Below are 11,641 nucleotides of genomic sequence, written 5' to 3'. Positions count from 1 at the left end.
GGAGCCATGCGTGTCAGACCGTAAGTCGCTGCAAACCACGTTGATCCATACCGATTACAAGGCGCCGGAAGGCTTCGGCGCGTTTCCGACCGCGATCCACCATGCTTCGACGGTGCTGTTCAAGAACGTGGCCGCCATGCGCTCGCGCAACTGGCAGGACAAGAGCGCCTATACCTACGGCCTGCACGGAACGCCGACTACCTTCACGCTGGAAGCCCGGCTTGCCGAAATCGAAGGCGGCAATCACTGCCTGCTGGCGCCCAGCGGACTTGCCGCGATTTCCATGGTTGACCTCGGACTGCTCAAGTCCGGCGACGACGTACTGCTGCCGGACAATGTCTACAATCCGAACCGTGAACTGGGGCGCTGGCTGTCGCAGGATTTCGGCGTCACCGCTCGCTTCTACGATCCGCTGATTGGCGCCGGCATCGAGGAACTTATCCAGCCGAACACCCGCCTGGTCTGGACCGAGGCGCCGGGTTCGGTCTCGATGGAAGTGCCGGATATTCCGGCGATCTGCAAGGCGGTTCAAGCCCGGCGTGCGGCAGGGCAGGATATTCATACCGCCATCGACAACACCTGGTCGGCCGGCATTGCTTTCCGCGCCTTCGATCACGGCGTCGACATCGCGATGCAGGCATTGACGAAGTATCAGTCGGGCGGCTCCGATGTGCTGATGGGCGCGGTCATCACCCGCGATGCATCGCTGATGCATCGCATCGAAACGGCGCACATGCGCCTGGGCTACGGCGTCGGCGCGGACGATGCCTATCTCGTGCTGCGCGGCCTGCCAAGCATGAAGCTTCGCTTTGACGCCCATGATGCTGCGGCACGCAAGATCGCGGGCTGGATCAAGAACCGGCCGGAAATCGAGCGCGTACTGCATCCCGCATTCGAGGATTGCCCCGGACATGAGATCTGGAAGCGCGACTTCACCGGCGCGGGCGGGTTGTTTTCCGTGGTGTTTGATGAGCGCTACACGGAAGCGCAGACCGATGCCTTCGTGGATGCGCTCAAGCTCTTCAAGATCGGGTTCAGCTGGGGAGGGGCGAACAGCCTCTGCGTGCCTTACCGGATACAAGGCATGCGCCGCGGCTGGAAAGGCAGCGGAACTCTGGTGCGTTTGAATATCGGCCTGGAAGATCCCGAGGACCTGATTGCGGATATCGAGCAGGCCCTGGCGGCATTGAACGCATAAGGGCAAGAGCCTGGTATGGGTGAGACAAGCGGGCGCCAGGAACAGACGTGGCGTCCGCGAGAACGGGCAAGGATTAGATTTTCATTGCCTTGTTGTCGTTCAGGTCCAGCACACCCTTGATCAGTCGATAGGCCTTCCAGACCCAGGCGGCGGTCCAGATCAGCCAGGCGAAGGGAATGCCGATCACGGTCATGAACAGGATGCCGCCCACCACCATCCAGAACAGATACCACCAGAACGAACGGATCTGCCACCGGTGATGGCTTTCCACGAAGGTGCCGGCCGCATCATCCTTCTTGATGTAGTTGATGATCAGCGGAATCCATGAAAAGGCGCCGAGCGAAAACAGAAAGCTGACGCCATGAAGGATATACAGCCACCAGGCGAGGCTTTTGGTGGATTGCAACTTGCTGTCAAGAACCAGTTCCTGGGCCATTAATTCCTCCGTGGTGGGCCATTCAATGAGCAGTCTTAATAAAAGATCACTCAAACAACGATAAGATTCCGTCCAATCCCACAAAATTCAAGGCCACGTCCGCCTGCGCACGTACCACCGGCTTGGCGCGGAAGGCGACCGACATCCCGGAAATGCCCATCATCTTCAAGTCATTGGCGCCGTCGCCCATGACAATGGCCTTCCGTGTGGAAATGCCGAGTTCGGCGCAGACCCGCTCCACGGTATGCATTTTCTCGTCGGCATCGACGATGCCGCCCACCACGCGGCCGGTCAGCTTGCCGTCGACGACCTCCAGCACGTTGGAATGCGTGTAATCCAGGTCGAGCCGGGTTTTCATGCGGTCCGTGAAGAAGGTGAAGCCGCCGGACACCAGCAGGGTCTTCAGCCCGGCGGCCTTGACGACTCCCAGCATGCGCTCGGCACCCGGCGACAATTTGAGGCGTTCGTCGTAGACGCGCTGCAGGGCCGAGGCTTCCAGTCCCTTGAGCAGCGCGACGCGCCGCGTCAGGCTCTCGCGAAACTCGATTTCGCCGCGCATCGCGGCTTCGGTGATCTCGGCCACTTGCGGCTTGAGGCCCTGCATGTCGGCGATCTCGTCAATGCATTCGATGGTGATCAGCGTCGAATCCATGTCCATCGCAACCAGGCCGAAATCGGCAAGGCGGCGGGCTGCCGGAGTGAATGCATAGTCGAGCTTCGCGCCGAAGCATTCCTGGTCGATGCTTGCCTTGATCGCTTCGGAAAACTGCACGTCTTCCACACGGTACGCGTGGTCGGCCAATGCAACGATGCGACGTCCGCCGGCGAGGGCGGCCATACGGTCGATGTCGGAACGCTGGGTTGTCAAGCCTTGCAGTATGAGATTCGTTGTCATTGTGATGGTGCAGCAGGAGGGCGGGGAATGCCGCGGTTCACGGCGTTCCGCAGCCCTGTTTGCGTCAAAGAGTCAAGTTGGTTGATGAATGCGCGGGGAGAAAACCGCACGGCTCTTGCATATGAATCAGCTTCATCCCGCCAGCGACCGTATCGTCGCCTTCACCTGCGACACGCGCGCGCTCAGGTCGGGCATGTTCGCGGTGATACGCAGCTTGTCCTGGCCGTTCAGTTTCACATGCCGGTTCTTCTGCACCAGTTCGATGATCCGCATCGCATCGATCGGCGGATTCGGCTGGAACTGCAGGACGGCGGATTCCGCATGGGCATCGATTTTAACAATTCCCACCGGCATGGCGGCAATGCGCAGGCGATGCGTCTCGATCAGCGCCTTGGCGGCATCAGGCATCTTGCCGAAGCGATCGATCAGCTCTTCCTGCAATTCATCGATGGCATGCGAGCTTTGGCAGTTGGCAAGGCGCTTGTACAGCGACAGGCGTTCATGCACGTCGCCGCAGTAGTCCTGCGGCAGCAGGGCCGGTACATGCAGGTTGATTTCCGTGGTCGATGACAGCGGCGCGGCCAGGTCCGGCTCCTTGCCGTTCTTGAGGGAGCGGACAGCTTCGTTGAGCATGTCGGAATACAGCTGGAAGCCGATTTCCTGCATTTCGCCGGATTGGTTTTCGCCAAGCACTTCGCCAGCGCCGCGGATCTCCAGGTCATGCATCGCGAGGTAGAAGCCGCTGCCAAGTTCTTCCATCTGCTGGATGGCTTCGAGCCGGCGCTGCGCCTGCTTGGTCAGGCCCTGCACGTCATGCACAAGCAGGTAGGCATAGGCCTGGTGGTGGGAACGGCCGACGCGGCCGCGCAGCTGATGCAGCTGCGCGAGACCGAACTTGTCGGCACGGTGCATGATGATGGTGTTGGCCGTCGGCACGTCGATGCCGGTTTCGATGATGGTCGTGCACAGCAGGATGTTGTAGCGCTGCGTGACGAAATCGCGCATGACCTTTTCCAGGTCGCGCTCATGCATCTGGCCGTGCGCGACCGCGATGCGCGCTTCCGGCAGCAGGCCTTCAAGCATCGCCTTGCGGTTGAGGATGGTCTCTACCTCGTTGTGCAGGAAGTACACCTGGCCGCCGCGCTTCAATTCGCGCAGGCAGGCTTCGCGGATCACGGAATCGTCTTCGCTGCGCACGAAGGTCTTGATGGCGAGCCGCTTCTGCGGCGCCGTGGCAATCACGGAGAAGTCGCGCAGGCCCTCCAGCGCCATGCCGAGCGTACGCGGGATCGGCGTCGCGGTCAGGGTCAGCACGTCGACTTCGGCGCGCAGGGCTTTGAGCGCCTCCTTCTGGCGCACGCCGAAACGGTGCTCCTCGTCGATGATTACCAGGCCGAGGCGGGCGAACTTCACGTCACCCGACAGCAGCTTGTGCGTGCCGATCACGATGTCGACCGTACCTTCGCCCATGCCTTTGATCGCCTGCGTGACTTCCTTGCTCGTGCGGAAGCGCGACAGCTCGGCGATCTTCACCGGCCAGTCGGCGAAGCGGTCGGCGAAGGTTTGCGCATGCTGTTCGGCCAGCAGCGTGGTGGGTGCAAGAATGGCCACCTGCTTGCCGCCCATGACAGCGACGAAGGCGGCGCGCAGCGCGACTTCCGTCTTGCCGAAGCCGACGTCGCCGCAGATCAGGCGGTCCATCGGCTTGCCGCTGGTCATGTCGGTGATGACCGCATTGATGGCCGCGCTCTGGTCGGGCGTTTCCTCGAAGCCGAAGCTTTCCGCGAAGGCTTCATAGTCACGCGCGGAATACTGGAAGGCGTGGCCCTGGCGCGCCGCGCGGCGCGCATACAGGTTGAGCAGTTCGGCTGCCGTGTCGCGGATCTGCTGGGCGGCCTTCTTCTTCGCCTTTTCCCACTGGCCGGAGCCGAGCACATGCAATGGCGCCTCGTCGGGGGATGCGCCGGAGTAGCGTGAGATCACATGCAGCTGCGACACCGGTACGTACAGCTTGGTGTCCTTCGCATATTCGAGATGCAGGAACTCGGTTTCGCCTTCGCCGAGATCCATGCTGATCAGTCCCATGTAGCGGCCGATGCCATGGCTGACATGCACGACCGGATCGCCGACTTTCAGCTCCGACAGGTCGCGCACCATGTACTCGACCTGCGTGACGGCTTCCTGCTTCCTGCGACCGGCACGGCGGCCGCTGCCCGCATACAGTTCGGTTTCGGTAATGAACACCAGGCCGCCGAGCTCCGCATTCAGCTCGAAGCCGGCATGTAGCGGCGCCACGCCGAGCGCCAGCTTGACCGCAGAACCTGCGAACTCTTCGAAGCTTTCGACAGGTACCGGGTCGAGTTCGAATTCGTTGAAATACTGCTGCAGCGTTTCGCGCCGGCCGTTGGAGTCGGCGCAGATCATCACCCGCTTGTCGGTTTGCAGCAGGTAGGAACGCAGGTTCACCAGCGGATCGTCGGCACGGCGGTTGACGGTGATATTGGGAATCGGCGCCGAGATTTCCGAAGGCGCATCGTCGGTCTGTATGTTCCAGCGCCCGTAGGGCTTGGCAAGGATGAAGAAGTCCTGGTCGGTCAGGAACAGGCGCTCGGGCGCAAGCAGCGGACGCTCGCGGTCGGCCTTGAGGAATTTGTAGCGTGACTGGGTGTCGCTCCAGAAGCGTTTGATCGATGCTTCGATATCGCCCACCAGCGCGAACATGGTGTGCTCGGGTACGTACTGGAACAGCGTCGCCGTCTCCTCGAAGAAGAGCGGCAGATAGTATTCGATGCCGGCCGAGGCGATGCCGTTGCCGATGTCCTTGTAGATCGACGATTTCGACGGGTCGCCTTCGAACTCCTCGCGCCAGCGGCTTCGGAACGCGGTGCGCGCCGCTTCGTCCATCGGAAATTCCCGCCCCGGCAGCAGCCGCACTTCCGGCACCGGGTAGAGCGAGCGCTGGGTATCGGCATCGAAGGTGCGGATGGTTTCGATGGTGTCGCCGAACAGGTCGAGGCGGTAAGGCAGGGCCGAGCCCATCGGGAACAGGTCGATCAGGCCGCCGCGCACCGAGTATTCGCCGGGCGACATCACCTGCGTCACATGCGTGTAGCCGGCCAGCGTGAGCTGGGTCTTGAGGCGCGTTTCGTCAAGGTGTTCACCTTTCTTGAAGAAGAAGGTGTAGGCCGCGAGAAAGGAGGGCGGCGCCATGCGCAGCAGGGCCGTGGTCGCCGGCACGATCAGGACGTCGCACTGCCCGGTATGGATCTCATGCAGGGTCGCAAGACGCTCGGAAACCAGGTCCTGGTGCGGGGAAAACGCGTCATAGGGAAGCGTTTCCCAGTCGGGCAGAAGATGGCAGCGCAGCTGCGCGCCGGTGCCGCCGAACCAGGGGATCTCCGCCAGCAGCCGCTGGGCATCGGAGGCATTGGCAACCACTACGGCCAGCATCCGCTGCTGGGCCTTGAGCGTGATGGCCGCTTGGGCGAGCGCGTAGGCGTCAGCGGAACCGTGGGTGGCTGGGAGGGCAAAGCGATTGCCAGGCTTGGGCAGGGATTTTTTGAGATCGAACGACATCAGCGGAGGACATCTGGAAGGCCGGGCAAGTTCACCGGCTTCATTCGGCAAACTTCGACTGTGAGAAAATATGCCGAGATTATAAACCAAGCCATTTACTCAGGCCTTTCCGAGGACATACCCGGCGCCTGCCTGGGGTCGCTCGCTTCATTCGCCGCTTCATTGATGAATCCATCCCGCCACTTCGCCTTGATCCCCGCCGCCGGCATCGGCGCACGCATGGGAGCAGCCTGTCCCAAGCAATACCTGTCTCTTGCCGGCAAGCCCATGCTGATGCATGTGCTCGACACCTTTGCCGAAAGCCCGCTCATCGAGCATACGTTTGTGGTGGTGAGCGCCGACGACGGCTACATTCGCGATGCGCTGGCCTCGGCCAGCCTTCCGGATAAACGGGTGACTGTGCTGTTCAACGGCGGCGAGACGCGCCACCAGTCGGTGCTGAACGGGCTGCATGCAATGCGGGAACAGGCGAAGGACGAAGACTGGATACTGGTGCATGATGCTGCGCGGCCCGGCCTGACCGGCGAACTGATTGAACGCCTGGTATCTGCGCTTCACGACGATGAGATCGGCGGCCTGCTCGCGCTGCCGGTGGTGGATACGCTCAAGCGCGGCGATGCCGAGGGCCGGGCCGAGCGGACCGTGGCGCGCGAAGCCCTGTGGGCGGCGCAGACGCCGCAGATGTTTCGCTATGCGCTGCTGCGGCGCGCGCTGGAGCAGGCGGCAGCAGTAACCGACGAAGCCAGCGCGGTGGAGGCCCTGGGTCTGCGCCCCCGGCTCATCGAAGGCAGTCCGCGCAACTTCAAGGTCACGCTGCCGCACGATGTCGCTCTTGCCGAATTGCATTTGAAAGGAAACTCATGAACCTGCCTCCGTACCGTATCGGCCAGGGCTACGATTGTCATGCGCTTGTGCCGGGACGCAAGCTGATCATCGGCGGCGTCGACATCCCGCATGTTACCGGCCTGCTCGGCCATTCCGATGCCGACGTGCTGCTGCATGCGGTGACGGATGCCTTGTTCGGCGCCGCCGGGCTTGGCGACATCGGCCGCCATTTTCCCGATACCGATGCACGTTTCAAGGGAGCCGATTCAAGAGCGCTGCTGAAGGAAGCCGGCCGGCGCGTGGCCGAAGCGGGCTACCTCGTCGGCAACGTGGATGCGACCGTCATTGCGCAGGCGCCGAAAATGGCACCGCATATCGCACGCATGGTCGAGCATATCGCCATTGATCTCGGCATCGAACCCGGCCAGGTAAACGTCAAGGCGAAGACCAATGAGAAGCTGGGCTATCTCGGGCGCGAAGAGGGCATTGCCGCCGAGGCCATCGTTCTCCTGTACAGGAAATGACGGACGCTGCGGGCCGGTCTTGCGCAGAAGCGAAGACGGTTCCGCAGCAATGCGGCAAGACTTGATAAACCTTGATAAGAGGCTGCGCGCCGATGCTAGGCTGCGCTCTCAAGTCAGCCGCCGCCGATTCCCTGCGTGATGCGGCCCGTTCCCTCGCAGGTCGGGCATTCGGCTCCATCCTTCTTCTTGCCGCTGCCGCTGCAATCGGGACACAGGTCTTCCCCGGTTCCCGGCGTTCCTGCCATGGCTTCGTCACCGGGCTTGAGATGGTCTTCTCCAGCGCCCGGCGCTCCTGTCCGTGTACCTGTCCCCGCGGCATTGCCGCCGGAAGTCGATGTACTCATGTAGTAGCCTCCTGTTCTGTGAACCGAGAATCAAGCGAGACGGCCGAATGCCAAGCAGATGGCAATGCGCCGTTGAAATGTCAACCGTCAAATGACAGCTTGACAATGTAGATTGAGGGGCAAAGGGGAAGTTCAGCACTTGCCTGTCGGCATTGCTGCAGTGAAATGCCTTGGTTGAAGCGGCGAACGGTGCCAGGTGCGCAGGTGCAAAACGCATGGCACCTTGGAGCGCGTCAGCCCAGCGTCCCCGTCACAGGAATCGAGATCCGGATGCGCAGCCCGCCCGTGGGAATGTTGCTCAGCTTCAGCGAACCGTGATGGCGCTTGACGATGCGCTCGACGATGGCCAGGCCAAGGCCTGCGCCGTTGGCTTGGCCGCGCGCGGTATCGAGCCGTGTGAACGGGCGCAGCAGGCGTTCGATTTCCGACTCCGGAACGCCCGGCCCGCTGTCCGCGATCTCGACGATTGCCTGGTTGCCCTGTGTCTTGCAAGCGATGTCGATTGCCGTTTCGCCGGAGTCGGGCGTCTTGCCGTAGCGGCGCGCATTCTCGATCAGGTTGTTGATCACGCGGCGCAAGTCGGTGGCATTGCCGAAGACGTTAACGTTGTCGGCGATGTTCGAGGTGATGCGCACATCCGGCAGGCGTGCGGCTTCATGCGCGCACTCGCTCATGAGCGCCGTCAGGTCGACGCTGGCCGCCTGCACCTTGTCGGAGGGTTTCGCGAATTCGAGGAACTGGCCGATGATTTCGTCCATCTGTGACAAATCAGACTGCATGCCCCTGCGCGCATCGTCGTCGAGCCCTGCCATTTCGACCTCAAGCTGCATGCGCGCCAGCGGGGTGCGCAGGTCGTGCGAGATGCCAGCCAGGATCACGGCGCGATCGGATTCCACCCGAGCCAGGTCGGCGACCATCTGGTTGAAGCTGCGATTGGCCTCGCGGATTTCGGCCGGCCCTTTCTCGGGAAGCGGGTCCGGCGTCTGCCCCTTGGCGATGCGCCGGGTGGCGGTCGTGATACGGGCCAGCGGCAAGTTGATGAGACGCGAGATGAAGACCGCGCCCAGCAGTGAGAGCACAAGCGTAGTGGTCGCCAGGCCCAGCCACTGGATGCTCGACACGCCCTCGATGCGTTCGCGGTCGAGGCGCAGCCAGTATTGATCGTCATCGATCTTGAAGCTGACCCAGAAGCCGCCGACGTCATTGACGCGCCCTGCGAACTTCGTGTCCTGACCGAGACGGCCCTTGACGGTCGATTCGAGCACCGGCATCAGGCCGCTGTCCGGCGGCGGTTCCACCACGTCGGAACGTTCGAGAGGATAGATGCGGATACCTTCGTTGCTGGCGAGGTCGAAAAGCAGTTCCCGCCGCAAGTCCGGCGCCGAATGGGTGAGGGCGGCGCGCGTGATGGTGACGATGGAAATCACCTGCGCGGCCATCTGCTGGGCGCGCGGCGTCCGCTCGACGATGCGGAAACTGGCGACCCACGCCATGATGCTTGCCGCAATAAGGAAAGCAAGCAGGAAGAAGGTTCGCCAGAAAAGGCCGCTGTTAAGCCAGCCGAGACGGTTGCCGATAAGCGGGATCAAGATTGCGTATCAGCGCGGTTGGCCTTCAGGGATGAAGACGTAGCCGAGGCCCCATACGGTCTGGATGTAGATCGGGTTGGACGGGTCCGGCTCGATCAGTTTTCTCAGGCGGGAGATCTGGACATCGAGGCTGCGGTCGAAGACCTCGTACTCGCGGCCGCGTGCCAGCTCCATCAGTTTTTCCCGCGACAGCGGCTGGCGCGCATGGCGGGCAAACACCTTGAGCACCGAGAATTCGCCGGTGGTCAGCGAGATCGATTCGCCGTTCTTCTTGAGGGTACGCGTGCCCAGATCGAGAATGAAGTCGCCGAACTGGAAGGTCTGCGGGGTTTCGGAAGGAGCGCCCGGGATTTCATCGGGGCCCTTGCGGCGCAGGACCGCGTTGATGCGGGCGACCAGTTCGCGCGGGTTGAAGGGTTTCGGCAGGTAGTCGTCGGCGCCCATTTCGAGTCCGACGATACGGTCCACGTCTTCGCCCTTGGCCGTCAGCATGATGATCGGCGTCTGGTCGCCGGCGCCACGCAAGCGGCGGCAGATCGACAGGCCGTCCTCGCCGGGCAGCATCAGGTCGAGGACCAGGAGGTCGTAGCGCTCCCGTATCCATAACTTGTTCATCGCCTGCGCATTCTCGGCCGTGACCACGTTGAATCCTTGTTCCGCCAGATACCGCCGCAGCAGATCGCGCAGGCGGAGGTCGTCGTCGACGACAAGGATTTTCCCCTGATGGCCGGAGGTGTGGCCGGGCCCGTTGGTTGTCATATTTGTCGTGTTCATGGCGCTATGGTAACTTCAGAAAATCAAGGAGTTATGGCTGATTCGCAAGCCATTACAAAGTGTTACAAACTTTACTCCATGCTGGTTATCGCTTCCGGGAATGAAGCATACACTGGGATCATTGTCGTGGGCTGAAGTATATCCCTTCATGCACGAGGCCACCGGCAACGATGAGAAAGCGCGTAAAACAATGCACCTCGACCAACTCGTTATTTCCATTCTGTTATCAGTCGGTTCGGCCAGCGCCCTTGCCGATGTGGGTGGCTATGGGCGATCGAGCCGCGATGCGGTGCGCGCATTCCAAGTGCAGAATATCTATCTCGAGCGTGGACAGCAACAGCTGCAGATGCCGTCGCAGTCAGATCGCCGTGAAAGCCGCGCTTATCCCGGACAGGATAGCAGCGGCTACGGCGGCCAGCCCGACAATCAGGCCAGCCAGACGGCAGACAATGCGCGGCGCCAGGGCCGCATGAGCCCCGAGGAGCGCAAGGCGCTGCGCCGCCAGATCGACGAAGTGGGGCACGACATCTACGCGCCCAAGCGCTGAATTCACGCTTCGGGCAGGCGGCCGGCCTTGCGATTGTTGCAATTAGCCGGACATCCGGTCTGCTGCGTTCTTGCCGGGACAGCGCTTACTGCCCGTTCATTTCCGCCGCCTGGCCGCAATATCCGCGGTCAGTTTCCCGAACTGCTTGTACAGCGCTCCATAGCCCTCGTTCCAGGCATTGACTGCACGGTACTGCCGGACGGCCGTACCAATGTCGCCGCGCGCGATCGGACCGGTCAGCGCGTCCGTCGGTCCCAGGCGAAAGACATTCTCGACTGTCCCCCTTACCAGCGGCATCATCAGCTGCAGGGCGGTGTCTTCAGGGATGCCTGCCTTGACGTACGCCTGCTGCGCCGTATCCAGCAGCGTGACCAAGTAATTTGACGCGAAGACGGCGGCGGCATGATAGACGGTCTTGAAGGCGGCATCGATGGGCACCGCGATGCCGCCGACTGCGGACATCGCCGCGCTCAGCTTCTCCACGGCCGAAGGATCACCCTCGATTCCGCAGTAGGTGCCGCCGAAACTGGCCGCGACTTGGGCCGGGTCGGCAAAGCTTCGGATCGGATGCGCGCTTCCCGTGGCGGCGCCGGCGGCTGCAGCGGCCTGCAAAGCGGCGGAAGGCAGGGCACCGCTGCAGTGGAAGACGAGATTCCCTTGTGCAAATAGGCCAGCTTTGGCGAGTGCATCGCAACTGCTTCCGATGTCGTCGTCGGGCGTACCAATCAACCAGACATCGGCGGGACGCAGATCCTCAATCGATGCTGCCGCAGTACCCGTGCCGATGAATGCCGTTGCCTGCGTACTGCTGGTGGCGGAGCGGTTCATGACCTGCTCGATCGCAAACACGCCGGCCTCCGACCAGAGTTTTCCAAGCGTCATGCCGACCTTGCCGCAGCCGACGATATTGAGAGTAGGGCAAGGGTGCATGGT

The 11,641-nt window shown here is 62.1% G+C and carries 11 protein-coding genes; 4 read left to right on the top strand and 7 right to left on the bottom strand.

The annotated features are described in order from the left end of the window. Positions 1-10 precede the first annotated feature (10 nt). Complete coding sequence (locus IGW03_RS04915; protein ID WP_194721406.1) at positions 11-1,198, top strand: cystathionine beta-lyase; 1,188 nt, start codon at positions 11-13, stop codon at positions 1,196-1,198. Between the two features lie 73 nt (positions 1,199-1,271). Here IGW03_RS04915 and IGW03_RS04910 read toward each other — a convergent pair whose 3' ends face one another. The 3 genes from IGW03_RS04910 to mfd form a co-directional block, all read right to left on the bottom strand. Continuing rightward, the gene (locus tag IGW03_RS04910; RefSeq protein ID WP_194721405.1) at positions 1,272-1,634 is read right to left on the bottom strand and encodes a DUF4870 family protein; all 363 of its coding nucleotides are present in this window, start codon (positions 1,632-1,634) and stop codon (positions 1,272-1,274) included. 46 nt (positions 1,635-1,680) lie between these two features. After that, positions 1,681-2,529 carry a phosphoserine phosphatase SerB gene (serB, locus tag IGW03_RS04905; RefSeq protein ID WP_194721404.1) on the bottom strand — a complete coding sequence of 283 codons (849 nt, stop codon included), beginning with the start codon at positions 2,527-2,529 and terminating at the stop codon, positions 1,681-1,683. 132 nt (positions 2,530-2,661) lie between these two features. After that, positions 2,662-6,105: a transcription-repair coupling factor gene (mfd, locus tag IGW03_RS04900; protein ID WP_194721403.1), complete on the bottom strand. Its 3,444-nt coding sequence runs from the start codon at positions 6,103-6,105 to the stop codon at positions 2,662-2,664. Positions 6,106-6,270: 165 nt separating this feature from the next. Here mfd and ispD point away from each other — a divergent pair, with 165 nt between their 5' ends. Continuing rightward, positions 6,271-6,969, top strand: coding sequence for a 2-C-methyl-D-erythritol 4-phosphate cytidylyltransferase (gene ispD / locus IGW03_RS04895; protein WP_194721402.1), 699 nt, complete (start codon positions 6,271-6,273; stop codon positions 6,967-6,969). After that, positions 6,966-7,454 carry a 2-C-methyl-D-erythritol 2,4-cyclodiphosphate synthase gene (gene ispF / locus IGW03_RS04890; protein WP_194721401.1) on the top strand — a complete coding sequence of 163 codons (489 nt, stop codon included), beginning with the start codon at positions 6,966-6,968 and terminating at the stop codon, positions 7,452-7,454. The genes ispD and ispF overlap by 4 nt, the downstream gene beginning before the upstream one ends. A 113-nt stretch (positions 7,455-7,567) precedes the next feature. Here the strand turns inward: ispF and IGW03_RS04885 are convergent, their stop codons facing one another. The 3 genes from IGW03_RS04885 to ompR form a co-directional block, all read right to left on the bottom strand. Next, positions 7,568-7,798 carry a hypothetical protein gene (locus tag IGW03_RS04885; protein WP_194721718.1) on the bottom strand — a complete coding sequence of 77 codons (231 nt, stop codon included), beginning with the start codon at positions 7,796-7,798 and terminating at the stop codon, positions 7,568-7,570. A gap of 233 nt (positions 7,799-8,031) precedes the next feature. Then, on the bottom strand, positions 8,032-9,384 hold the full coding sequence (locus tag IGW03_RS04880; protein WP_194721686.1) for an ATP-binding protein: 1,353 nt from the start codon (positions 9,382-9,384) through the stop codon (positions 8,032-8,034). A gap of 12 nt (positions 9,385-9,396) precedes the next feature. Beyond that, positions 9,397-10,161, bottom strand: coding sequence for an osmolarity response regulator transcription factor OmpR (gene ompR / locus IGW03_RS04875; protein ID WP_228535037.1), 765 nt, complete (start codon positions 10,159-10,161; stop codon positions 9,397-9,399). 148 nt (positions 10,162-10,309) lie between these two features. Here ompR and IGW03_RS04870 point away from each other — a divergent pair, with 148 nt between their 5' ends. Then, entirely contained in the window at positions 10,310-10,708 is a 399-nt protein-coding gene (locus tag IGW03_RS04870; protein WP_194721400.1) for a hypothetical protein, read from the top strand. A gap of 96 nt (positions 10,709-10,804) precedes the next feature. Here IGW03_RS04870 and IGW03_RS04865 read toward each other — a convergent pair whose 3' ends face one another. Beyond that, positions 10,805-11,638 carry a Rossmann-like and DUF2520 domain-containing protein gene (locus IGW03_RS04865; RefSeq protein WP_194721399.1) on the bottom strand — a complete coding sequence of 278 codons (834 nt, stop codon included), beginning with the start codon at positions 11,636-11,638 and terminating at the stop codon, positions 10,805-10,807. Between the last annotated feature and the right edge of the window lie 3 nt (positions 11,639-11,641).

Source organism: Noviherbaspirillum malthae (assembly GCF_015352985.1).
GTDB classification, from domain to species: domain Bacteria; phylum Pseudomonadota; class Gammaproteobacteria; order Burkholderiales; family Burkholderiaceae_D; genus Noviherbaspirillum; species Noviherbaspirillum malthae.
The sequence above is the reverse complement of the archived record's forward strand: the minus strand, read 5'-3'. Positions and strand labels throughout refer to the sequence as shown.

Coding starts and splice junctions, on each gene's coding strand:
- IGW03_RS04910 (WP_194721405.1), bottom strand. CDS start 1,634: ATGGCCCAGGAACTGGTTCTTGACAGCAAGTTGCAATCCACCAAAAGC.
- serB (WP_194721404.1), bottom strand. CDS start 2,529: ATGACAACGAATCTCATACTGCAAGGCTTGACAACCCAGCGTTCCGAC.
- mfd (WP_194721403.1), bottom strand. CDS start 6,105: ATGTCGTTCGATCTCAAAAAATCCCTGCCCAAGCCTGGCAATCGCTTT.
- ispD (WP_194721402.1), top strand. CDS start 6,271: ATGAATCCATCCCGCCACTTCGCCTTGATCCCCGCCGCCGGCATCGGC.
- ispF (WP_194721401.1), top strand. CDS start 6,966: ATGAACCTGCCTCCGTACCGTATCGGCCAGGGCTACGATTGTCATGCG.
- IGW03_RS04885 (WP_194721718.1), bottom strand. CDS start 7,798: ATGAGTACATCGACTTCCGGCGGCAATGCCGCGGGGACAGGTACACGG.
- ompR (WP_228535037.1), bottom strand. CDS start 10,161: ATGAACACGACAAATATGACAACCAACGGGCCCGGCCACACCTCCGGC.
- IGW03_RS04870 (WP_194721400.1), top strand. CDS start 10,310: ATGCACGAGGCCACCGGCAACGATGAGAAAGCGCGTAAAACAATGCAC.
- IGW03_RS04865 (WP_194721399.1), bottom strand. CDS start 11,638: ATGCACCCTTGCCCTACTCTCAATATCGTCGGCTGCGGCAAGGTCGGC.